This window comes from Lacticigenium naphthae DSM 19658, from assembly GCF_000425865.1.
Classification (GTDB): domain Bacteria; phylum Bacillota; class Bacilli; order Lactobacillales; family Carnobacteriaceae_A; genus Lacticigenium; species Lacticigenium naphthae.
Genome location: NZ_AUEG01000015.1, coordinates 1 through 24,189, shown reverse-complemented (window position 1 = coordinate 24,189; position 24,189 = coordinate 1). Strand labels below are relative to the sequence as shown.

The window sequence follows — 24,189 nt, the reverse complement described above, 5'->3', positions numbered from 1 at the left end:
TGGGATCAAGAAGGTTTCATCAATATAAAAAAAGCTACCGGAATGGGGGGCATTCTGGTAGCTCCGGGCTTGATGATGGGAAAGTTACGTGAAACGGAACTGTTTACTGGCTGGTCTGCTTTTCGAGTGTCACGCGTTCGATGATGGAGCAAAGGATAGTGAGTGCCAGTTGCAGATCCTTCAGTGAGATATAGGTTGGGGCTAGGCGGATACTATTGTCCAGAGGATTGTCTCCATAAGGGTACGCCGCATTGGCTGGGGTCAGCGCGACTCCGAGCTCGTGCATTTGTTCCACAATGGCGGTGGCGCAGCCTGGCTGAGTAGTCAAGTGGACGAAATAGCCTCCTTTTGGCGCCGTCCATTTCACATAAGACTGGAGGTCGTCTTGAAAATAATGCGTGAAGGTCGTCTGGATCAGCTCAAATTTCGGTGCGAGAATAGCTGCGTGTTCGGCCATGTGCGCTGCGATCGTTTCGTCGTCTTTCAGGAACATAACATGCCGTTTTTGATTGATTTTGTCAAAGCTGATGATCTGTTTGCTGAAGTAGTGAGTCATTTCAGCAATTTTTTCAGTAGCAGCACCCATTGCGGCCACGCCAGCTCCCGGGAAAGTCATTTTCGACGAGGAGACAAAATGGATGACGCGATTCGGGTTGCCGGCGGCTTTGCAGGCTTGGAGTATATCTTTGATTGCTGTTTTTTCGTCGGTCAAATGGTGGACCGTGTAGGCGTTGTCCCAGAACAGGAGAAAATCGGCGGCAGCGGTAGGCATCTGTGCGAGTCGGTCAACGACTGCATCGGAAACACTTTCTCCCGTTGGATTATTATACTTGGGAACGACAAACATGCCTTTGATGGCAGGATCGTCGGCGACGAGCTTTTCCACTACGTCCATATCGGGTCCGTGACCAGTCAAAGGGACGGGGATCATTTCGATGCCCAAGTAATCAAGCATGGCCCAGTGGCGATCATAGCCCGGACTCGGACACAAAAACTTGACGGGTCCCTGTTCGTTCCACGGGTTTTTGGCTGTAAAGAGGTGATGGCTGAGCGCGGCATACATCAGCTGCAAACTGGAATTGCCGCCCACGAATGTTTCTTCTAGAGTGGTGTGCAGCAATGAGCCGAACAGCTCGCGTGCCTCCTTGATGCCGGAAAGCCCGCCGTAATTGCGCACGTCCAAATTGTCCTCACTGATCAGTTCACTTACAGGGAGCGCGGTGAGGAGCGGAGCAGACAAACGCAACTGTTCTGGAGAAGGCAGCCCTCTTGTTAAGCTTAAATTCAATCCGAGCGATTCATAGTGGGCGACGATTTCTTCCAACTGAGCGATTCGTTCATTCAAGGTATCCATGTGAAACTCCTTTCTATCTAGCGGGAGCCGGTTTACAATTCAATGGTTTCGGATTTATTCTCTTTCATCAGCGCTTTGAGTTCTGTATAGAGTTTGATTCCAGAACTGGTCCCGATGCGGGTGGCTCCGGCTTGGACCATGGCAAGGAATGTTTCCGCGTCGCGGATGCCTCCAGCAGCTTTGACAGCCACTTGGTCCCCGACTGTTTCTTTCATCAGACGGACAGCTTCTACAGTGGCTCCGCCTGTCCCAAAACCTGTGGATGTCTTGATAAAATCGGGTTTCACCTCTTTGGCGATCAGGGCCAGTTTTTGGATTTCTTCCATTTCAAGGTAACAGGTTTCGAAAATGACTTTGGATAAGACAGTGTGTTCTCGACAGATCTCGACAATGCTTTCCATTTCATTTTTTACACCCAGCCAGTTGCCTTCTTTGACTTCGGTCAAGTTGACGACATAATCGATCTCATCCGCACCGTTTTCGATGGCATCGAGTGTCTCTGAAACTTTGGCTGCGATCGTCGTTTGACCGAGTGGAAAAGCAATGGCGGCGCCAGTGTGGATGTCGGTCTTTTTCAACCGCTGGGAACAAAAAGCTGTCTGGACCTGGTTGATCGCCACCATTTTGAAATGGTAGCGAATGGCTTCGTCGCAGAGTAACTCCATGTCTTGGTGGGTGGCAAAGGGTTTTAAATTTGTGTGGTCGATCATGCGCATGCAGTCATCTAGTGTGTAGCTAGTGTGGGTCATTAAAAAGTCTCCTCTAGTTTTTCTTTAGTATACCAAAGACAACTGCAAAAAGAGGACAGAAAGGAACAAAAGGACGAATGTTTTTATAGCTTTGTGAGAGAGGCTTGCAAAAGACAGTCGGCATGAAAAGCTTAGGGATTGAAGAGGAGGAAAGATGGGGGGATGCAGGCGAAAAAGAGAGGCAACAGTCGGTTTGAACACTTGATGGCAAAACGTTTCCGAGCACTTTTTTCAATAAAAATGCTATGCTAGAATGAACAAAAGAGTTTCGGGGATGACTTCACAGACTGTTATGCGAATTGTTTTGGTTGTGCGGTCATATATACAGTGAGGGGGAGAAGACATGGAGAAAGTGGTCGTCAGCATCGTTATTCCAACTTACAATCGACAAGATTTGTTACTGAAAGCAATCGATAGCCTTTTCAATCAGACGTACAGACAGTTTGAAATCATCGTTGTGGATGACTGTTCAACGGATGGTACGCAAGAAGCCCTGAACCGCCTAAATGATCCACGAGTGATTTACATGCGGCACACTCAAAATAAGGGAGCTGGGGAGGCGCGGAATACGGGGATCGAAAAAGCTCAAGGGGAGTATGTGGCTTTTTTGGATTCCGATGATAAATGGCTGCCGACGAAACTGGAAAAACAAGTGCACATATTTGAACAGAATGACGCGATCGGGGCTGTTTATACGGGTGTCAAGAAAGCCGATGAGGGTTCTGTGATCAGCATCACGCAACCGAAGTATAGAGGGGATATATTAGCGGAGTTGATGAAGAAAAACAGTATCGATACGACATCCTCCGTGATGATAAAAACTAAGTGGTTAAGAGAAATCGGAGGCTTTGATTCTTCCTTGCCGAGCTGCCAAGACTGGGATCTGTATATACGGCTAGCTCAGGTGACACAATTTGATTTCGTCAAAGAGCCCTTGGTTATTTTTTGTCAGCATGAAGGCGAGCGGATCACCACCAACAATCGTTCTGTAGTGGAAGGGCATCTGCAGATGTATCAAACGTATTCCTCACTGGCCCTTTCGATCAGCCCGGCATTATTTCAAACGATGAGCCATACTATCAGTCGGACCCTCATTCGTGTAGGAATACAAATGCAGGATGACACGGTGATCAAACAAGGCAGAGAAATCATTGAGAATGCTAAACGACAGGTTTCTTTAAACACTAAATTGGTGAGTTTGTACGCGCTGACGTTTGTGAAAAAAGAGTGTCTATTCCTGCCGTATTCTCTCTTCAGTAAGAGCATGCATACAGGGGATAAACTGTTTTACAGAGTGAAAAAGAAGCGTAGAGAGGAAGAAATAAGAAAGAGTGAGTAAAGGTCTAGCCGGATTAAAAAAATAAAAAAGAGAAGATCCTTCACTCGTAACGTGTGTGAAGGATCTACAACGTTATCCAATTGGAAACAGTTCCGTGCTGTGAGTCACATCTAGGCGCAAGAAAATGAAAGAAATGTCTTTATTTTCAAAAACTATCAAAAAGGTGTAGTATACTAGTATGAACATGAACATAAAAAATAAAGTTAACTGTATAAATAATTTACTGGATAAAAGGAGATCGGCATATGGTTGATAAAAAGAATAAACATCCTCTATATCTACAATTAATGGAAGAATTGATTCAAAAAATCGAAAATAAAGACTATGTAGAAAACGAGAAGTTGCCATCAGAAAGAGAACTGTGCGAGATGTATGGGTTGAGCCGCATCACAGTCCGTAACGCTTTACAAGAGTTGGAAAGAGATGACTACATTTATAAACTTCATGGAAAAGGAACCTTTGTTTCTCCAAAAAGTTACAAACAAAAATTGGTGAAAATTTATAGTTTCACTGAAGAGATGAAAAAAATAGGAAAAAAACCTCAAACAATCGTTCTCTCTTTTGAAGTCATAACTATCGATCAACGGCTTGCACACAAATTGAATGTTAGTCCGGAGACGGAAGCCTACCGTATCATCCGGTTGCGTCTTGCGGATGATGAACCCTTCATTTATGAAACATCTTATGTTCCCGTGAAGTATTTTCCGGGATTGACAAAAGAAGCTCTTGAGGAAAAACCGATGTATTCTATTTTCATGGAGGATTATGACAAAGGTGTATCGCGAGCAGTTGAACAGTTCTCCGTAACAACTTTACGTCCAAATGAAGCCAAGCTTTTACAATTAAAAACAGATCGACCAGCAATGCTATTGAAACGATATGCGTATAATGAAGGCGATTTGATTGAATACACGATCAGTGTGATCAGCGGAAACAAATTTAAATATACTGTAGAGCTCACATAGGAGTCTACAGTCTATTAAACACCCCAACTGGTTATGACGTCATATCCAATAAAGTGGCTGAAATACCCGCAGTGTAAAAGTGCGGAGACAACAACCAAGGGACATGGACTGAAGTTGAGCGATGCTTTTTTATACGCAAGAAAAAGAGAGGCGAAAAAAAAAAATAAAAAAACTTGTTATAACCAGTTGGCATTTTTGTGTGGATTGCTTACAATAATCTCAGGTGGTTATAACAAGTTGAAAAAAGGAGTGGAAATGTGGTTCAATTACTAATTACTGGTCATGCCCATTTTGGCAGTGGCTTATTATCCTCAATAAAATTAATAACAGGTTTACAAAACGAGCTAACAGCAATCGACTTTACAGAAAGTATGAGTGCAACTGACTTAAATACGGAGTTGAAAAAGTGCATAGAAAATGACACAGAAGACGTACTTATATTAACAGACATACCAGGAGGGACTCCTTTCAATCAATCAGTACTATTGAAAACAGAAATGAAAAATAGAAGTATTGAAGTCATCGCCGGAACAAACTTACCTTTATTGATTGAAGCTGTAATGAATAAAAATCAGGAAAGCAAAAAATTGATCGAGCACTTAGTCACTGTCGGTAGTCAAAGCATCAGCGTATATGAAGCAAAAAGAAGAAATACTCCATCTGAAAATTTAGATGAGGGAATATAGGAGGGTTCACATGTTTGCCTTAACAGACGAAGAATTAAAAAATAAAGATGCATTTCATACGACCAAAGAAATTGAACAACAACCTGAAATTTGGAAAGAAACAATCGCTATTTATAAAAAGAATCAAGAATCGCTAACTGATTTTCTTGAAAAAATTTCCAGCAAACACAAAGAAGTAAAGGTCATCTTCACAGGAGCCGGAACCTCTGCGTATGTAGGCAATACGGTATTGCCTTACTTGAAAGAGAATAATCAGCTGCAGGGCTGGAATTTTGAAAGCATCCCAACTACCAGTTTAGTAGCAAATCCCTATCATCACCTGAATAAAGAAACGCCGACCTTGCTTGTTTCATTTGCCCGAAGCGGAAATAGTCCGGAAAGTGTGGCATCTGTCGATCTCGCTACGCAGTTGGTCGATGATTTATACCAATTGACGATCACTTGCTCTCCAGAAGGCAAATTAGCGAAAAACTCACAAGGAGATCCAACTAATTTCCTTTTGTTAATGCCAGAAAAAGCAAACGATAAAGGATTTGCAATGACGGGGGCTTTTACAAGTATGACACTGGCTACTCTGCTCGTATTCGATTCAAAAAATCTAGAAGCCAAAGAACAGATCGTGGATACAGTAAGAAAAATGGCTGAGTCGATAGTTTCAAGAGAAGATGAAGTGCAAAAAATTGTTGACACTGGTTTCAAACGCATAGTTTTTCTTGGATCAGGAAGTCTCGAAGGTTTAGCGCAAGAAGCACAGCTGAAAATGTTGGAACTGACTGCGGGGCAAATTGTAACGGCTTACGATTCACCACTTGGTTTTAGACACGGTCCTAAATCAATTGTCAATGAAGAGACAGCGTTGTTCGTTTTCCGTTCAACCAATGACTATACACGCTCATATGGTGAAGGGTTATTGAACGAAGTATACGAAGACGATCAGGCGAAAGCTATTTGGTCTATCGACTGGAAAGAGGATCCCAAATTTAAAGGAAATACATTTTCATTGGGTGGGGATCGATCGATTCCGGATGCCTATTTAGGAATTGCGTATATCATTTTTGCGCAAACGATCGCTTTGTTAACTTCTGTAACAATTGGAAACAAACCGGATAACCCATCCCCTACGGGAACGGTCAACCGAGTAGTCAAAGGTGTAGTTATTCACCCTTATACAAAATAAGAGGAGGAGATTTTTATGGGAACACCGAACATTTTATTGACACGTATCGACAATCGTCTAGTACACGGACAAGTAGGTATGACGTGGACAAATACGCTGGGAGCCAATTTAGTTATAGTGGCTAATGATGAGGTTGCTGAAGATGAAGTACAACAAAATTTGATGGAGATGGTCTTACCTGAGTCAGCACAAAGTAGATTCTTTACTTTAGACAAGGTTATCCGGATCATTGATAAAGCAGCTCCCCGTCAAAAGATCCTACTGGTTGTACGCACACCTCAGGATGCACTAAAACTTGTGGAAGGAGGAGTGCCGATCAAGAAAATAAATGTTGGGAATCTACATTTTTCAGAAGGGAAGAAGCAGATTTCTTCCACCGTTTCTGTAGATGCACAAGACATTGAAACATTCAAGAAATTGGATAGTTTAGGTGTCGAGTTAGAAGTAAAAGGTGTACCGAGTGACAGAGGATTTGACTTGATGTCAAAAATTTGATCTGAGAGAGGATGAATAATATGTTTGTTCAAGCTTTATTAATTGGTCTTTGGGCCGGTTTAGCAGGAATTGATCAATTTAACGGATTAACACATATTCACAGACCCATCGTAACAGGACCAGTTATCGGACTTATTTTAGGAGATTTCACTTTAGGATTAATGGCAGGAGCAACGCTTGAATTAGTTTGGGCAGGTATGGTGCCTCTAGCTGGCGCACAACCACCTAACGTTGTTATCGGCGGGGTCATCGGAACTGCTTTCGCAATTATTACTGGTCAAGACCCTGCAGTAGCAGTAGGAATCGCTGTTCCATTTGCAGTTGCTGCTCAAGCAAGTATCACATTGATTTTTACAGCATTCGCACCTGTAATGCATAAAATGGATGTACACGCAAAAAATGCTAATACTAAGGGAATAGATCATCTGACCTATATCCAGCCGATTTTATTGTTCGGATTTTTCTTCATCATTGCATTCTTACCTATATTCTTTGGGGCAGAGCAAGCTGCAGAAATAGTATCATTATTACCTGAATGGTTGATCAACGGATTATCTGTTGCAGGTGGAATCATGCCAGCAATTGGGTTCGCTATGTTACTTAATATTATGTTCAAATGGGTTTACGCACCGTTCTTTGCTATTGGATTTGTAGCTGTTGCGTATGCCGGTTTACCAATCTTGGCTATTGCAATTGTCGGAGTAGCAATAGCAGCTTACGATTATTTCATTCAGGATAATGTAAAACCTGAACCGGTCACCAATACACAAACAACAATCGATGATGAGGAGGATTTTAGCGATGGAATATAATAACCAAAACGAAGAAGTCATCAGCAACGAAATTCAAGATCCCTCAACTGAGAAAGTATTGACTAAAAAAGATTTGAATAAAATGGTCTGGAGATCTCTATTACTCCAAAGCTCATTCAACTATGAACGTATGCAAGGTGGTGGGTGGACATACAGTCTGATCCCAGGATTGAAAAAAATCCATACAAATGACCATGACTTGTCTAACGCATTACAAGATCATATGCAATTCTTTAATACCCATCCATTCCTTATAACCTTTGTACAAGGTGTCATTTTGGCGATGGAAGAAAATAAAGAAAAACGGGAAACGATTCGCGGGATCAAAGTGGCTTTAATGGGTCCTTTAGGCGGAATCGGAGATGCACTTTTCTGGCTAACACTGTTACCTATAACAGGTGGGATCGCTGCTTCATTATCCGCAGAAGGAAACGTCGCTGGACCGATCATATTCTTAGTTGCCTTTAACTTAGTCCATTTCTTCTTGAGATTCTTCTTGATGCATTATGGATATGGTATGGGTACGCGCGCGATCACAGTCCTAAAAGAAGGAACGAAGAAAGTATCAAGAGCTGCTTCTATTGTCGGAATGATGGTCGTAGGAGCTTTGGTCGCTTCCTATATCAACCTTTCTCTGAATTGGACGATACAGGCCGGTGAGATCCCTGTTGATATTCAAGGAGAAGTTATTGATGCAATAATGCCAGGTCTACTTCCATTATTGTATACAATGTTGTGTTACTGGTTATTGAAAAAAGGTAGATCACCGCTAACTTTGATTGGAATGACAATCGTACTTGGTTTAGCAGGTAGTATACTCGGAGTTATGTAATCAACTTGAGAAAGGGCATGCTACTATGCCCTTTTCTTTATGTAAAGTAAGGGTGAATATAAATGAAGCAAGTCATTAAAGCAGATAAATTCTTTTTGAAAAATAGAGAGACAGAAGCAGGCTATTTGATTATTAGAGATGGACTATTCGATATTTTTTGTGAACGAGAACCAGAAAAGTATGACCAATTACTGGATTATACTGGTTATTGGATCGGCCCTGGATTGGTTGATACCCATATTCATGGATACAATGGGAACGACATTATGGACAACAATGCGAATGGATTCAAACAAATGTCCGTGGATCTATTATCTTGTGGAGTTACTTCTTTTCTTCCGACTACCTTAACTTCATCTATTGAATCATTAAACGAAGTCGTTCAAACAATTGGAGAGCATATCAACGAGGTTGAAGGAGCAAAAGCGAAAGGTATTTTTCTTGAAGGACCGTTCTTTACAGAAAAGCATAAAGGCGCACAAAATCCTGGATATTTCATGGATCCTTCTATTGACATACTCAAGAAATGGCAAGAATTGTCTCAAAACACTATCGTAAAAATAGCCATTGCACCAGAACGCGAAGGCACCAAAGCGTTTATTGAATACGCTGCGAGTCAACAGATCAAAGTAGCCATCGCGCATACGGATGCCACCTATGAGATCGCTACGGAAGCAGTCAAGACAGGCGCATCCATATTTACGCATACGTTTAATGGAATGAATGGACTACATCACCGTGAACCAGGAGCGGTCGGAGCAGCTATGACAGTTCCAAACGCCTACGCTGAAATTATCTGCGATGGGAATCATGTTCATCCTGTAGCAGCAAATATTTTAATGAATCAAAGAGGCAGAGATGAAACGATCCTGATCTCTGATTGTATGATGGCCGGAGGGAAACCAGACGGACAGTATATGCTTGGCGAATTTGAAGTGTTCGTAGAAGACGGTATGGCAAAAATCGACACAGGAAGTCTTGCCGGAAGTATATTGAAACTAAAAGATGCTGTGAAAAATGTCGTCGATTGGGGAATAGCAACGCCAGCTGAAGCAATTAAAATGGCATCGCAAATTCCATGTGAATCCATAGGCTTAAGTGATTGTGGCTATATTGAAAAAGGTATAGCAGCTGATTTTATCGTCTTGGATAAAGAATTAGATTTGCAAGCCACTTTTGTAAATGGTGTACGCAGATATGTAAGAGAGTAGGGTTGAACGAATGATTGTAACGATTACTATGAATCCTTCAGTGGATATTTCTTATAAATTGGACCAGTTAACAATAGATGGAGTCAACAGAGTGACTAATTATTCAAAAACAGCTGGTGGTAAAGGGCTGAATGTCGCCCGTGTATTAGCTCAGTTGGAACAACCGGTTACAGCCACTGGTGTTTTAGGTGGAACGATCGGAGATTTTATCAAACAGAATATTGTTAAAGATAACGTAGAAGATGGTTTTTTAACTATTGAAAAAGAGTCGAGAAACTGTATCGCCATTATCCATGACGATGGGAAACAAACAGAAATTTTAGAAGCGGGACCAACGCTCTCTGAACAAGAAGGCGAAAATTTCTTGACCCATTTAACTCAGTTGCTCACGCAAAATAGTAAAACAGTAACTGTTTCAGGCAGTTTACCTAAAGGACTGTCAGTAGATTATTACACAAAAGTAATTGCCCTATGCAATCGGGAACACTGCAAAGTGATTTTAGATTCTAGTGGAAACTATTTAATGGAAGTATTGAAGCATAAAGAAAAACCTTATGTCATCAAACCCAATCTGGAAGAAATCGAAAGCATTGTTGGGCAGTCACTGCCAACGACGGACGATCAAGTAAAAGCTTTAAGCCATAAGAACTTTGACGGGATCATGGGTATAGTATTGTCAAAAGGGAAAGATGGAGCCATAGTCAAATGGGGCAAAGATTTTTATGCCGTTTCGATTCCAAAAGTTCAAGCAGTCAACCCAGTCGGATCGGGAGATTCTACAGTCGCGGGTATTGCTATGGGTGTGGAGTTGAATTATTCTCCGGAAGAAATCATACAGACAGCGATGACAGCTGGGATATTGAATGCAATGGAAGAAAAAACGGGACACATCAATAAAGAGAACTTTGAAACAATAGTCAAACAAATTCAAATAAAAAAATTGTAGGAGTGAATTACATGAAATACGTTAGCAAAAACAAATACGAAGCTTTACAACGCCTATCTGATGAAAATGGTATCATCTCTGCACTGGCCATCGATCAACGCGGTTCGCTGAAAAAGATGATCGCTCAAGATACTCCTACAGATTTAGGAGACGAGGGGATCAAGGAATTTAAAAAATTGATTTCTGCAGAATTGACACCTTATTCAACTGCTATTCTATTAGATCCAGAATACGGCCTACCAGCTACAAAGGTAAGAGATAAAAATTCCGGATTACTTTTAGCTTATGAAAAAACAGGCTATGATGCTACTGAAATAGGACGCTTGCCAGATCTACTCGAAGAATGGTCAGCTAAACGATTGAAAGAACAAGGCGTAGATGCGGTCAAATTCTTGCTTTATTACGATGCAGATGAAGACAAAAAAATCAATGAATTCAAGCACGTATACATGGAACGTGTGGGTTCAGAATGTCTAGGTGAAGATATTCCGTTCTTCTTAGAAATCCTCACTTACGATGCAACAAATGATGACAATAAAGGGAAAGAATTTGCAAAAGTCAAACCTGGAAAAGTCATGAACGCAATGAAAGAATTTTCTAAACCACGTTACAATGTGGACGTATTAAAAGTCGAAGTCCCTGTAAACATGAACTATGTAGAAGGTTTCGCAGAAGCTGATGCTGTTGTCTATACAAAAGCAGAAGCGATGAAACATTTCAAAGACCAAAGTGCTGCTACAGACTTACCTTTCATCTTCTTAAGTGCAGGAGTAAGCGCGCAACTATTCCAAGATACTTTAGTCTTTGCACAAGAGGCTGGCTCAACATTCAATGGCGTTTTATGTGGTCGTGCGACATGGAAAAACAGTGTGAAACCATATGCAGCTGAAGGGAAAGAAAAAGGAAGAGAATGGCTACAAGATCAAGGCGTTAAAAACATCACTGATTTGAATAAAGTGGTCATGTCATCATCACAACCGTGGTTCGACAAGATAAAATTAGAAGAAAAATAGACTAGGAAAAAAGTGGATCGTTAATGGAAAAGCAGAAAAGGCACGCATACAAATTGACGTATGAGTGCCTTTTTTTGCTTTGAAACAGTTAATAAGAAGTGGAGTTTGTTGGTAAGTAGCCGATAGTTTCATTTTAGAAAGAAAAAACTAAAAGCCTTATTTTTTGGGAAGATAGGAGGATTTGATATACTAACGGTAACAACTTCGAGGGGTAGTGACTATATGAAGGAATTTGAAGAGTTTTTAAGTGGGATCGAGGAAGGTCCAAAAAGAGAACGGATGGAAGAGATCCTGAGACATATTGCAGAGAAATATCCGCATATGGAAAAAGCAGTGAAGTGGAATCAACCGATGTTCGTGGATCACGGTACGTTCATTATTGCGTTTAGTGTAGCGAAACCCCATATCGCTGTGGCTCCTGAAGCCAGAGGGATCCAAAAGTTTGCAGAAGAATTTGATAGAGTGGGCTATTCTTATTCGAAACAGCTTTTTCGGATCAAATGGAATGAAGCCGTAGATTTCGAATTGTTAGACAAAATCATCGCGTTTAATATAGAAGATAAAATCGACAGCACGAAGTTTTGGCGATGAAATTTGTATTAAGGAGGATGCCCGCTTGAGCATAGTTAAAAGAGATGCTATCCCGGAAAAAATAAAAAGAGAGGTTCGGCAATATTGTAAGTTTGGTTGTATATTTTGTGGAAATCCGCTTATTGAATATCATCATATTATTCCATGGCATGAAGTGAAGATACATAGTGCTGCCAATCTAACATGTTTGTGTTCAAATTGTCATACAATGGTTACCAAAGGATTAATCAGTAACCAAGAAGTGATATACAAAAATAAAAATCCTCATAATAAAGGAAAAGATTTTTGGCCGAGCATGATGTTGGGATATAAAATATTTAATAATGAGGATATTGCAAAATTATCTATTGGAGTTGCAAATTCATATTTTAAAATGAATCCATTAAAGTATAATTCAAACTTTTATTTAATGGTTCCAATTGTCATAGACGGAGTCCCATTAATTGCTTTTACTGTAAAAGAAGGTAGGTTAAATCTTTATCTAAAATTATTTGATGAGTATAATAAAGTGGTACTAGAAATTATTAATAACGAAATAGTAAGCAGGTTAGATTTTTGGGATATAACTTTTAAGAATAATAGATTAAAAATTAATAATCAGCAAAACAAGATTTTTATAGAAATTGAATTTGAAGTTCCCTATTCTATTCATATTAAAAAAGGATTCCTTATGTATAATCAAAAAGGTTATAAAATTCGGTCTGACTCATTAGTTACATTGAAAAATAATATTCAGTTTTCAAATAATGAATTTTATAATTTCTCTATCGGCATTGCGATGGGAGAAATTCCTGGAAATATGTCTTGTGCGGTAAGGTTACCTTGAGATTTAGAAAAACTCTATAATAATAAAATGATGGAATTGTTCTTAGAATATGAATTAAGTAGAAGCAAATATGTATACTTTGATATTTCAATAGTAAAAACCTTATCCAGAAATTGGATAAGGTTTTTATAGATTTAAAGTATAAACACGTTTTGTTTTTTCATATCTTCTCTGAGTTCATTCGGCCAGACGCTCATTTGGACTTCACCGATGTGGTATTTGCGTAAGAGGAACTGACATATCCGAGATTGTCCGATCCCTCCGCCAATAGTCTGCGGGTATTCTCCTTGCATCAGGGATTTATGATACGGGAAGAGCAGTTTATCAGTTTTCTCTGCATGAATCAGTTGGCTGTTCAGTGTTTCTGGATCTACGCGGATGCCCATGGAAGACAATTCTAGGACGTCATCGTGGACAGGGTTGTAAAAGAGTAAGTCTCCGTTTAGTGTCCAGTCGTCATAATCGGGTGCTCGGCCATCGTGTGGTTCACCGTGCGATAGGGGGTGTCCGATCCCAATCAAGAAATAGGCGCCCACTTCTTTTGCAAAGGCGCGTTCGCGCTCTTTGGAAGATAGATGTGGATAGCGCTGTAATAATTCTTCACTAGTTGCAAAGGTCAACTGCTGTGGTAATGTCGGTTTGATCGACGGATACAAAGAATGGATCAGGATTTCTGCTTCAAGAAAAATGCTGTATATTGTCTCAACGGTTTCTGTCAACGTGACTAGTTTGCGGTCTGTCGGCGCAATGATTTTTTCCCAATCCCATTGATCCACATAAACACTGTGGATGACATCCAGAACTTCATCGCGGCGGATAGCGTTCATGTTTGTATATAAGCCTTCCCCTAAAACAAAGTCGTAGTCCTTCAAGGCTTTCCGTTTCCATTTGGCCAAAGAATGGACGATTTCGACTTCGGTTTGGCTGTCTTTGATATCAAAGGCGACAGGGCGTTCGATGCCACTCAAGTCGTCATTCAAACCGGAAGTGGTTTCGACAAACAAGGGCGCGGATACGCGTGTCAAGTTGAGGCGTTCGGACAGTTCGTGTTCAAAAAAGACTTTGACGATTTTGATAGCTTTCTGTGTTTCTTTGATGGATAAATGTGAGCGATACATCTGGTTTCCTCCTTTAAATTAAAAAAAATCCTTCCATCCCTGTATTAGGGACGAAAGGAAGGACTTCCGCGGTACCACCCAGATTAGCTTTTGGCTCACTTTTAAGATACGGGCGCATGCCGATATCCGACTCCGTTAACGGGGAGATCCGGCCAGGTCTACTCATTTCTTTTCCTCTGGCAGCTCCGAGTGTTCTTCAACCGCGTTCAGGCGCCGGGTTTCCACCATCCCCAGCTCTCTATTGCTATCCCTCGATTTACTCTCTCATCATCGCATTGGTGTTGTGTATTGTTTCTTATTATACGATGGATTTAGAGAGAGTCAAGGATTAAATGAAAGAAAATTTTGGGAGTGCGTACGATTGTTCGGGAATGGATAGGAGGAAGAAAATTCACAATCAGATGCTTTGGAGGTTTGCGTTTTCTTCGGTATACTTTTTGTAAGGGGTTCCAAATTTAATTAGATAGAATACAGTACAAAGGAGCGCTAGAAATGAAACATTTTGATACCTTTTTAAAGAACTTGTTGACAGGGGAAAAGCTGGAAAAAATGGCGGAATTATTGGAACATGTTGAAAAGAGTTTTCCACAGTTGAAGGCAAAAGTGAGCGGGCTGCATCCGATGTTTGTAGACAAAGGGATAGAAATTGTCGGCTTTACGATTTTTGATGACTTTATTTTGGTCACGACCGATGCAAAAATGATCGAGCGCTTCCAAGGGTCGATCGAAAAAGCAGGCTATATGCATGAGCGTGCTTCTTTCCGTATTGGATGGGACGACACTATTCGTTTTGACTTGTTGGATGATATCATCAAAGCCAATTGGCAAGATAAGCAAGTACAAACACGATTCTGGCGGTAAGCGTCAAGAATAACTAATAGCGAGGAGCTTGGGAGGATACCCAAGCTTTTTTTTGCGTCGTTCGGTGGGCTAAGGGATCTCGGTAAGTTGAAGTGGACGGAGTAGAGGAAGTTGCCTGATTAGGGTTGGATCAGGCAACTTTAGCGGAGAAGAGAAGTGAATTCGACCGAATGGAAGTGGATCGGTCAACTTTACTAGTAGGGACTAGACGAAATTGCCTGAATCGGTGAGAATCAGGCAACTTTAGGGAAGAAGAGGAGTGAAGTCGACCGAATGGAAGCGGATCGGTCAACTTCACTATCAAGCCTTGCAGAAGTTGCTCGAATCGGTGAAGATCAGGCAACTTTAGTGGAGAAGAGAAGTGAAGTCGACCGAATGGAAGTGGATCGGTCAACTTCACTAGTAGTGACTAGACGAAGTTGCCTGAATCGGTGAGGATCAGGCAACTTTAGCGGAGAAGAGGAGTGAAGTCGACCGAATGGAAGCGGATCGGTCAACTTCACTATCAAGCCTTGCAGAAGTTGCTCGAATCGGTGAGGATCAGGCAACTTTAGTGGAGAAGAGAAGTGAAGTCGACCAAATGGAAGTGAATCGGTCAACTCCACCATCAAGGACTTGAGGAAGTTGCCCAAATCGGTGAGGATCATACTGGTAAATCACTAAGGAAAGTCTGCCCAGGCAGACTTTCATCAGAAAATGATCATTGATGAGTAAATGGAGAAAAAAAGCGTAAAAAAAAATTCATAAATAGTTCACAATCGCTCTGTTGTTTAAATAGAATCTTACAGTTTCTATTAACTTTCTGAAAAGATGACCGATATAAATACTTTGTATTTCTGCATTCAATTAATTATTCAGAGTATAGTTGTGTTTTTTTGTATATAAATGTATACAAAAAGAATATCTAGTTAAACCTGTTGTACTATTTCAAATCAAAACATTTATATTTGAACATGTTTTAATAACAGGCAGATTATTGAAAATGAATTTTATTCATTTTCTCATCATTTATGCTTTTTCATTGTTACAAACATCCAATAGGTATAGTACTATGGATATGATTAGAAAAAATGATTGTTAAGGAAATTTTTAAGGTTAAAGAAAGGAGTATAGTTTCAACCATCTAAGTAACTGAGGCACGTTAAAACAATACGTAAAGGATAGGAGAATACGAATGGTTAACTGTTCAAAATGTGGATATGAAAACAATGAAAACGCAAAATTTTGTGAGGGTTGTGGAAACAACTTAATGGATTCTACCGATAAAAAAGAAAACAGCACTCAGCAGAAGACAGAAGAAAAGAAACCCAGTCAGCCGAAAAAACCTCTTACAAAGAAAAATAAAATTATTCTTGGAACAATAGCTGCGAGTGCACTCTTACTATTTTCAGGATATAAGTTTGGGGAAGACTATTATTCGCTTGAAAATCAAGTGAAAAGAGACGTTGAAGTTCTGAATACAGCTGATCCTGCTGAAGTTGCGAAGGTTTTGGCAACGAAAGATATGAACTTTGAAATCACAGAAGATTCAGTCAAACCATTTACAGACTACATAAGTGAGAACAAAGAATATATCAAAGAGATACAAGATAGAGTTCTGTATAGTAGCAATGCTTTTGACGATTCCTATGAGATCCATTTAAGAAAAAACGGGAATGAGCTATTTATCTTCCCAAATTATGAATTAATTATTGTGCCGATCTACGCTGAAGTTGTGACGAATATGGAAGAAGTCACTTTGCGGATGAATGGGGAAGAAATCGCTACATCAGATTCTAGTGAATATACCAAAAAAATTGGACCGATTGCACCCGGAGATTATTTGTTTGATTCGTCTGTTACATTAGCCACTGGAGATTTATCCACTGAAAGAGAAATGAGTTTTATGGATAACTATGGTAATGAAGAATACATCGATTTATCTTTACATGGGATCAATATTTCTGTGTCGTCAAATATGGAGGATGGCTTAGTTTTCTTGAACGACAAAGAAGTCGGGAAGTTACAAGACGGGGAAGCTTGGATCGGTCCAATAGCTTGGCAAGAAGATAGTAGTTTGTATGTATCCAAAGAATATCCTTCAGCCACTTTAAAATCTGAAGAAATGTATTTTGAAGACTATGATACGACGTACTATCTTGATTTGATCGATGCAAGTGAATATGATCTAAAAATGTTGCTGTATGATGTTTATGCTGTGGCTGAAGACCTAACTTATTATGATGATTCAGCTTATACTACTTCTTTACAAGACTTACTTGTGGGCGGAGAAGAAAATAGTCTGTATAGTACATTCACGAATAAAGGAAAGAGCATTCGAGAAGATGAGGATATCTATAAAATTTATTACACACCTACGATTTCTGAAGTTGAGAGAATCGATCAGTATTCCTACAATTTGACCTATACATTGAGAGCTGAAACGGATTATGAATATGGTGTAGATAAAGAAGATCTAGTAGATGAACTGACCTTTGAAGGGGTTGCAGTGATCGAAGATATAGATGAAGAACCTACATTTTATGGTGGATATAATTATACTCTTAAACTAGAATCCGCAACGTTAGTGACAGATTAAAACCGTGGAAGGATGAGATCGTAGGTTTCTGAAAAAGGATCACAATAGGAGGAGTAAGAATGAAATTTTGTTCGAACTGTGGAAATGAATTAAAAGCAGCAACTAAATTCTGTAGTGAGTGCGGTAAACCTGTCGATGGCTCAGCGACGGTTACCGATGAAAAACCGGGCCAAACGATCATTAACTTGGACGCGATGAACATTGATAAAGAACAAGTAGGAACCTTAGCAGCTGATTATTGGGACTATTTCCTGCAAACAGTGAAAAATCCGAGTTCCAGTTTCAAAAAAGCAGAAAGTGCCAACGGTATCATCCAATTTGCACTGATGTCATTGTTTTCTTCCATAACATTGACATTTTTAGCGACAAATGTATTTTCAGCTAGTATGGAATTATTTTTTAAATCATTCCTGTTTTTCTTAGCTTTCAATTTTGGTTCTACGGGTATAGTGATGTTGGTCAAAAAAGTATTTTACACTGCTACAGTAAACTATAAAACACTATTGACTCAGTATGGAGGATTGTTTTCAGGATTTATTCTCTTGCAGTCGATTCTATTGTTATTTATTGCAGTCGCACCGCTTGGATTGATTGTTCCTTCAACAATACTATTCGCTGGAACCGTAACATTGGCAATGACAAATTTTACTGTTTATCTTTATCAGGACAAAAATAGTGCGAAAATCGATCGCATCTATATCGCTCTTATAGGAAATCTGATCATGTTATTAGTATTTATCATTCTTGGAAGAACCGGTGTGTTTGCTGCTGTAGAAGAATTCTCTTATCTTGCGACAGATATCATGAATGAATTTATCTATGATATGATGTACAGCTATTAAATACAGCACATCACCTTGTGAAATAGGATTTAAATAAAAACTATGAATAGCAAAGGAGAAAATAGAATGGCGAAAGAAACAAAATTTTGTGCAAATTGTGGAACGGAACAGAGTAAAGAGAGTAAATTTTGCACAAATTGCGGATATGATTTTGAAACAAAATCAGCACCGAACACCCATAAAAGCAACTCAGTGATGGATCAAGCGACAAAAACTTTTACTTCAGCAAAAGAGACAGTTACTTCAAAAATTGATATGGACAAAGTGAAAAACAATCAGTCTCTGAAGAAAATTCTATCTGGGAAAATTGTATTAGGAAGTTTAGCTGTATTGGCAATTGTGTTAGTAGTGTACTTCTTTGTTGGAGGAGTCGACGTTGCCGGAAAATATGAATCAGAATATACCATTGGCGATCCGCTAGAAAATAACCGGTTAGAAATTTCCAATAGAGGAAAGGCCACTCTAATAAATGATTCTAGTGAAGGCTATATGGAGGTTTCTTTCCAATTACAAGAAGATGATCTCACGGACTACTACATTGTGGATTCAAGTGAAAATGCAACTATAGAATTGAGAATTCCCAAAAGTGAATTGTATAATAATTTCACTGGGAATGAGTTTGATTATTTTATTAATGCATTGGATTTAAAGCAAAAAGAAGAAGATGACAAGATAGTTGTAACAGGAGAAATCACAGCTGTTGAGGCAGTGATGTTCGATATGGATTACGCAAGCATGAGTGTGTCTTCGCATCAGAACGAAAGAGATGTTTTGCTCGATGGGGATGTATACATCAAAGAGTAACAGATCACTAAAAATCTGCGAAGATAATTTTGAAAAGGCTGGGACATTCGTCCGAGTCTTTTTCTTATTGGACGAACATTCTTTCTAAACTGCGCTCAAGAATGATGATTGAAACCAAATAGAAAGTCGAAGAAAGGTTGTCTAAAGAAGTTTCGTATTGATTCCTGTCTTCTTTAGATTATTGCTTCACGAAAGAAGTTCTGTACAAATTTTGATAAACTCCTGTAAATCAATTGGCTTGTATGACGTGAGACCACTAATCTGTTCGACTGTTGAAGCTTTCCCACTCTAGTGAAGTAGTCCGGTCAGTCGAACGCTGCCATTCGAGTGAATAGTGACTCTTTTTTGAAAACACCAGCGGTAGTTATCTCTTTGAAAAATAAATTTTTCGATGCTGTAAGGGGGAGTCTGCATGATGTCTTTCAATGCACGTTTGAATTGACTGAGGGAGTTGAACCCATTGTTGAGCGCTATCTCACTAAGCAAGTAGTCGGTTTGTTTTAAGTCATTACTGTTTTTTGTGTAGAAAGTGCAGAGTGGATTTATTCATCTGACAATTTAGTGAATGGGTAGTAAAAGGCAGAGTCTTTTGGTAAAATGGACGAAAATATAAGATAGGAAAAGGAATTAAAAAGAGGGATGTTATGGGCTATTTTCTAGGATTCGTTTTTGTTCTGGTCGTATCGATCAGTACTTTCCAAAAAATAACAGCTGATAAAGACGACAATGTGACCAAGCAAGAAAAGAGAATCAGCTGGGTTTTCTGGGCGTGGATCATGGTTTTTGTTGTCTCCATTAGTATATATTTCTTCCTGTAGAGATAAGAATAAGGTAGAAGTAGATCCTCTTTTAATAGAGTAAACAAGGGAGTAGCGGTAGTGCAGAGTATAGAAAGATAAGTGAGGGTCTATAACTGCTATCTATTGAATAGAAACAAAATGTGCGCTACGATTTGGGGTACATATGTTAAATAAGTAGCCAATGATGGACGAATTTCACAGAAACTAAAGGAGTCTAAAGCGATGAAGGCGTATATAATCAAGCTAGTGTTAGAGGATTCAAAACCGCTGATTTGGAGGCGTGTGGTGATGCCTGCCGGAGCGACGTTCAACCGGCTGCATGATGTGATCCAGGGTGTGACGAATTTTTCAGGGGATGGTCACTTATATGCATTTTACTTACACGAAGAAGGTATCGTAGTCACGAATGACGAGGAAGCTTACGAGGAATACACTTATTTAAAGAAAAACAAGAAGGAGATCCTTGAACAGTTGAAGGCTAGGGTCCCGGAGAATCAGTATCTTGTTCAGCTTGCTGAAATTCATGAGCGGTTGAAAACAATTGTCCGGAAACCGAGTGGGCTGAAGATCGATGAGTATCTAGAGAGACACGGAACGGTAGACTATCGCTATGATTATGGGGATGGCTGGCAGTTTACGGTGACTTTAGAAGAAATCGTCAAGGATTATTATTTTGGTTACCCGACGTTGCTTGATGGAAAAGTGACTGCGCCGCCTGAAGATGTGGGTGGGCTGGATGGATTTAAACAGTTTTTAGCGATCTACAAAGATCCCGATCATCCTGAACATGAGGAGACAGTTGCTTGGGCAACTAGTCAAAACTTCCAACAATATGATAAAGAAAAGATCAATTCCTTGCTAAAGTTTATTCAGTACCAAAAAACTGAATGGGACAAGATCGATCACCAGAACTATGTTATTGTGGAGGACAAGTATCGGGAAAATGACTAAAAACAAGTACTTTTTTTAGTCAAATTTTGTGTTCCATCTGTAAAAAAGAAGCTTCCAATCGGACTCGATTGGAAGCTTCTTTTTTATAATGTGCTGATGCTATTGGAGAGGACTCACTTGGACATTGATCATTCTGCTTTTGGAGAAACATCAGATCTGAATAGAGCTTTGCAATTTATCCATAAGTTACAAACTTGTCTGCTATTTCGAGCACAGTTTAAAAAGTGAAGTTCGTGAAATAAGTAGATGCAGGGACAATCGACTCAGCATCTTTGGTTTAGTGTTGCAAGAATAGAGGCCGGGTTATTAAAAAAATTGAATAAACAGGAATGAAAACGCTTGACAAGATAAACTAAAAAGGGTAATCTTATATTTGTAAAGCAAAGGTTAAACGTTTAACCTAAAAAAGGAGAGAATCAAATGTCAAAAATTACAAAAGGTTTATTATCGATAGCCAGTATTTTAAGTTTAGCTGCTTGTTCCAATACTACTGGAGAAGCGGAAGAACTAGTCCAAGATGATAATCCAGATAAAGGACTCGAAACGTTTGGTGAAACAATTCAATATGATCCAAATAAGTTGGTCAACGAAGGTGAACCCATTAGTATCGAATATTGGACTTGGGGCGAAACTGATCCAATAAATAAATTGGCAGAGAGTTACGAGGAAATTTATCCTAACGTCGATATTGAAGTATCCATTCAACCCTGGGATGATTTTTGGACAAAGCTTCCACTATCTTTAAAAGGAGAAGATGGTCCTGCGCTATTCAATATACATAATTCACAGCATGATAACATTTTCCCTTACCTAGCACCTTATGATATTCCAGTAGAAGATTTGCAAGCTGATTTTGAATCAGTCGATTCTCATGTCATTGATGGTGAAGTATACTATACAGATTATCTGATCAATTCTGGAAACATTTATTATAATAAAACTTTGTGGGAAGAAGCCGGTCTTTCAGAAGATGACATTCCTCAAACGTGGGATGAATTCACAGAAGTAGCGAAACAATTGACGAAGTATGATGAAGATGGAAATATCATTCAAGCGGGTTACAACTTCAATGGAGATATCAGTGCGATATATGAAGGATTAAATTATCAAAAAGAAGAACTTTTATTCAATGAAGATGGTACTGCAAACTTTGATAATTCGACTACAAAAGAAAATTTTGAATATTTGACCAATCTATATGAAAAAGAAAAAGTAGGATCAAAAGATTTTGGTGACGACTCAAGTATGAGCTTTGGTAATGCACAAACCGCTATGGTTTATAAATGGGGTTGGTTCTTAGGAGAATTAAACAACAATTATTCGGATATAGATTTTGGTGTGTTCGCAACTCCTACTCCAACAGAAGAAGTACCATTTGCTTATGATAGATACAATGGTGAAAGCACACCGGGTGTCAATAAAAATCAGAGTGAAGAACAGCAAGCTGTCGCGCAAGACTTTTTGAAATATATTTTGGCTGGTGAGGAGTACTCAGTTGAGGGTGCTTTATCCTTAGCTTCGTTCCCAAGCAAAAAATCTCTAGTAGACAATCCTGATGTCCTAGAAAATCCAGTTTTGAAAGCTTTATCACCTCGAGTAGATCGATTGATTTGGCCAGGACCATTTCCTGCTACTGTTGAAACAACAGCAACTCAAGTGATGGAAGATATTTTATATAATGGGAAAGATATTGATCAAGCCTTGAGTGATGGTCAAGAACAGATGGATAAAGACATGGAAAATGCCGAATTTAATTCTTTACAATCAAGTTATAAATTTTTTGATGAATTAAATTAAGGTAGATCGATGGGGGATGCTAATGAAATATTAGCATCCTCAATTTTTAAGACTAAAAGATAGGAGAAATAGTATGAAGTTAGAAACGAAAAAAAATAATACAAAGATATTTACATTGAAGAATTTAACAATATTATTTATCATAGTATATTTTGGAATATTTTTAGTATATCCAATATATAAAGCTTTTGCTGGAAGCATGCATGATTGGAATCCATTAATTGATCAATATGATTTTGTCGGTCTAGATAATTTCAAGTATGTTCTTTCAAATCCACTTTTTTGGAAATCTATGAATAATACAATTTTCTTTTCATTCCTTTCTGTGTTTTTTAGAATTGTTTTAGGTTTGGGACTAGCTTTGTTATTGGAGGCAAAGATAACAAAATTCAAATCATCGTTTCGAGGAATGTTTTATATGCCAACAATTACACCATTAGTTGCTGTATCCTTCGTATGGATGTGGTTATATAATCCACAATTCGGATTGATTAATAAAGTTTTTGGATTAGATATCAACTGGTTAAAGGATGCTCAATATGCTCTGCCAGCAATTATAATCATGACCATTTGGAAAGATTTTGGGTATGCAACAGTTATTTATTTGGCTGGTCTGATGGGATTACCTCAAGATGTTTATGAAGCAGCAAGTATCGATGGAGCAAGTAAGATGCAGACGTTTAAAAATATTACTTGGCCACTTTTAAAACCGACTACTTTATTTATCATTATTACATCTCTAATTAGTTATTTTCAGGCGTACATACAAATATTGATCATGACGGAGGGTGGACCCGGAACTTCGACGTATGTAATATCATACTTGATTTTCGATGAAGCTTTTGTAGATTACAATTTTGGTGTTGCTTCTGCTATGTCCATTTTATTATTTGGCATAATTGGAATTCTGACTTTGTTAATGTTTAAAGTAACAAGTGAAAGGGGATCAACAAAATGAAAAATGCAAAAACCTGAATAATTCATAGCTCTAATTTAAAGCTGTTTTCTTGAATAAATTGCCTATTTTTATATTAGGCAGATACCTTCTTCTAAAATATTGTGTTTTCGAACAGGATTCTTAGGGAAGAAGGACCTATTAAAAATCCTTTGTCTATTTAAGGGCATACTGATCCCTTGAAATAATCAGTTAAAACTTTATGCGATAACTCCTCTAAATACATTGTCTGGATCGCCGTAGGCGTTCGAAAACCTTATAAAATTCGGTTTGATACACATGATAACTCGACAGTTTGAGATAGACTTGTCTGCCTGTTTTAACGAGTTTGCCGGCAACTTTGAGCAATGTCAATCGTATAGAATGAATCGTCATCCCCCGATTCACTTGTTCAAATCCAATGGTCTTTAAAAAATTGACGAGGTTGTAAGCCAGGACACTGATCATCATTCTAACGTGATTTTCCAGGAAGAGTGGGTGTAAATTG

At 39.1% G+C, this 24,189-nt stretch carries 26 protein-coding genes and 1 other annotated feature; of the genes, 22 read left to right on the top strand and 4 right to left on the bottom strand.

Annotated elements, in window-relative coordinates; genetic code table 11:
- Positions 1-103: 103 nt before the first annotated feature.
- A complete protein-coding gene (locus H626_RS0108565) occupies positions 104-1,354 on the bottom strand; it encodes an aspartate aminotransferase type Ic (RefSeq protein ID WP_035619080.1) in 1,251 nt (416 codons plus the stop codon).
- Between the two features lie 32 nt (positions 1,355-1,386).
- Complete coding sequence (gene deoC / locus H626_RS0108560) at positions 1,387-2,103, bottom strand: deoxyribose-phosphate aldolase (RefSeq protein WP_027108994.1); 717 nt, start codon at positions 2,101-2,103, stop codon at positions 1,387-1,389.
- A gap of 343 nt (positions 2,104-2,446) precedes the next feature.
- Here deoC and H626_RS11005 point away from each other — a divergent pair, with 343 nt between their 5' ends.
- From H626_RS11005 to H626_RS11230, 12 genes are all read left to right on the top strand, one after another.
- Positions 2,447-3,442, top strand: coding sequence for a glycosyltransferase family 2 protein (locus tag H626_RS11005; RefSeq protein WP_051237922.1), 996 nt, complete (start codon positions 2,447-2,449; stop codon positions 3,440-3,442).
- 245 nt (positions 3,443-3,687) lie between these two features.
- On the top strand, positions 3,688-4,407 hold the full coding sequence (locus H626_RS0108550) for a GntR family transcriptional regulator (RefSeq protein ID WP_027108993.1): 720 nt from the start codon (positions 3,688-3,690) through the stop codon (positions 4,405-4,407).
- A 257-nt stretch (positions 4,408-4,664) separates the two neighbouring features.
- Complete coding sequence (locus H626_RS0108540) at positions 4,665-5,093, top strand: PTS sugar transporter subunit IIA (RefSeq protein ID WP_027108991.1); 429 nt, start codon at positions 4,665-4,667, stop codon at positions 5,091-5,093.
- A 10-nt stretch (positions 5,094-5,103) separates the two neighbouring features.
- On the top strand, positions 5,104-6,270 hold the full coding sequence (locus H626_RS0108535; protein WP_027108990.1) for an SIS domain-containing protein: 1,167 nt from the start codon (positions 5,104-5,106) through the stop codon (positions 6,268-6,270).
- 15 nt (positions 6,271-6,285) lie between these two features.
- The gene (gene agaV, locus H626_RS0108530) at positions 6,286-6,765 is read left to right on the top strand and encodes a PTS N-acetylgalactosamine transporter subunit IIB (protein WP_027108989.1); all 480 of its coding nucleotides are present in this window, start codon (positions 6,286-6,288) and stop codon (positions 6,763-6,765) included.
- A 20-nt stretch (positions 6,766-6,785) separates the two neighbouring features.
- Positions 6,786-7,577 (top strand): PTS N-acetylgalactosamine transporter subunit IIC, encoded by a 792-nt coding sequence (agaW, locus tag H626_RS0108525; RefSeq protein WP_027108988.1) that lies wholly within the window; start codon positions 6,786-6,788, stop codon positions 7,575-7,577.
- Positions 7,567-8,409, top strand: coding sequence for a PTS system mannose/fructose/sorbose family transporter subunit IID (locus H626_RS0108520; protein ID WP_027108987.1), 843 nt, complete (start codon positions 7,567-7,569; stop codon positions 8,407-8,409). The genes agaW and H626_RS0108520 overlap by 11 nt, the downstream gene beginning before the upstream one ends.
- A 62-nt stretch (positions 8,410-8,471) precedes the next feature.
- Positions 8,472-9,620, top strand: coding sequence for an N-acetylglucosamine-6-phosphate deacetylase (gene nagA / locus H626_RS0108515; protein WP_027108986.1), 1,149 nt, complete (start codon positions 8,472-8,474; stop codon positions 9,618-9,620).
- 10 nt (positions 9,621-9,630) lie between these two features.
- A complete protein-coding gene (locus tag H626_RS0108510) occupies positions 9,631-10,566 on the top strand; it encodes a hexose kinase (protein WP_027108985.1) in 936 nt (311 codons plus the stop codon).
- Positions 10,567-10,577: 11 nt separating this feature from the next.
- Positions 10,578-11,579, top strand: a complete 1,002-nt coding sequence (lacD, locus tag H626_RS0108505; RefSeq protein ID WP_027108984.1) for a tagatose-bisphosphate aldolase — start codon at positions 10,578-10,580, stop codon at positions 11,577-11,579.
- A gap of 222 nt (positions 11,580-11,801) precedes the next feature.
- A complete protein-coding gene (locus H626_RS0108500) occupies positions 11,802-12,170 on the top strand; it encodes an iron chaperone (protein WP_027108983.1) in 369 nt (122 codons plus the stop codon).
- A 25-nt stretch (positions 12,171-12,195) separates the two neighbouring features.
- On the top strand, positions 12,196-12,996 hold the full coding sequence (locus H626_RS11230) for an HNH endonuclease (protein WP_027108982.1): 801 nt from the start codon (positions 12,196-12,198) through the stop codon (positions 12,994-12,996).
- A gap of 134 nt (positions 12,997-13,130) precedes the next feature.
- Here H626_RS11230 and asnA read toward each other — a convergent pair whose 3' ends face one another.
- Positions 13,131-14,114, bottom strand: coding sequence for an aspartate--ammonia ligase (gene asnA / locus H626_RS0108490; protein WP_027108981.1), 984 nt, complete (start codon positions 14,112-14,114; stop codon positions 13,131-13,133).
- A gap of 43 nt (positions 14,115-14,157) precedes the next feature.
- Positions 14,158-14,394 (bottom strand) — a binding site (T-box leader).
- 212 nt (positions 14,395-14,606) lie between these two features.
- On the opposite strand from asnA, the gene H626_RS10995 reads away from it, so the two are divergent.
- From H626_RS10995 to H626_RS0108435, 10 genes are all read left to right on the top strand, one after another.
- A complete protein-coding gene (locus H626_RS10995; RefSeq protein ID WP_035619077.1) occupies positions 14,607-14,975 on the top strand; it encodes a hypothetical protein in 369 nt (122 codons plus the stop codon).
- Positions 14,976-15,248: 273 nt separating this feature from the next.
- Positions 15,249-15,410, top strand: coding sequence for a hypothetical protein (locus tag H626_RS11490; RefSeq protein WP_156883290.1), 162 nt, complete (start codon positions 15,249-15,251; stop codon positions 15,408-15,410).
- A 43-nt stretch (positions 15,411-15,453) separates the two neighbouring features.
- Complete coding sequence (locus tag H626_RS11485; protein WP_156883288.1) at positions 15,454-15,594, top strand: hypothetical protein; 141 nt, start codon at positions 15,454-15,456, stop codon at positions 15,592-15,594.
- A gap of 555 nt (positions 15,595-16,149) precedes the next feature.
- Entirely contained in the window at positions 16,150-17,553 is a 1,404-nt protein-coding gene (locus H626_RS0108465; RefSeq protein WP_027108980.1) for a zinc ribbon domain-containing protein, read from the top strand.
- Between the two features lie 59 nt (positions 17,554-17,612).
- Positions 17,613-18,395: a zinc ribbon domain-containing protein gene (locus tag H626_RS0108460; RefSeq protein WP_027108979.1), complete on the top strand. Its 783-nt coding sequence runs from the start codon at positions 17,613-17,615 to the stop codon at positions 18,393-18,395.
- A gap of 66 nt (positions 18,396-18,461) precedes the next feature.
- On the top strand, positions 18,462-19,199 hold the full coding sequence (locus H626_RS0108455; RefSeq protein WP_027108978.1) for a zinc-ribbon domain-containing protein: 738 nt from the start codon (positions 18,462-18,464) through the stop codon (positions 19,197-19,199).
- Positions 19,200-19,843: 644 nt separating this feature from the next.
- Positions 19,844-20,017, top strand: a complete 174-nt coding sequence (locus H626_RS11480) for a hypothetical protein (RefSeq protein ID WP_156883286.1) — start codon at positions 19,844-19,846, stop codon at positions 20,015-20,017.
- 204 nt (positions 20,018-20,221) lie between these two features.
- On the top strand, positions 20,222-20,950 hold the full coding sequence (locus tag H626_RS0108445) for a plasmid pRiA4b ORF-3 family protein (protein WP_027108977.1): 729 nt from the start codon (positions 20,222-20,224) through the stop codon (positions 20,948-20,950).
- 420 nt (positions 20,951-21,370) lie between these two features.
- The gene (locus tag H626_RS0108440) at positions 21,371-22,747 is read left to right on the top strand and encodes an extracellular solute-binding protein (RefSeq protein WP_035619075.1); all 1,377 of its coding nucleotides are present in this window, start codon (positions 21,371-21,373) and stop codon (positions 22,745-22,747) included.
- 73 nt (positions 22,748-22,820) lie between these two features.
- A complete protein-coding gene (locus H626_RS0108435; RefSeq protein WP_027108975.1) occupies positions 22,821-23,705 on the top strand; it encodes a carbohydrate ABC transporter permease in 885 nt (294 codons plus the stop codon).
- A 213-nt stretch (positions 23,706-23,918) separates the two neighbouring features.
- Here H626_RS0108435 and H626_RS10990 read toward each other — a convergent pair.
- Positions 23,919-24,189: transposase (locus H626_RS10990; protein WP_035619073.1), on the bottom strand; the 271-nt coding region annotated here is incomplete at its 5' end.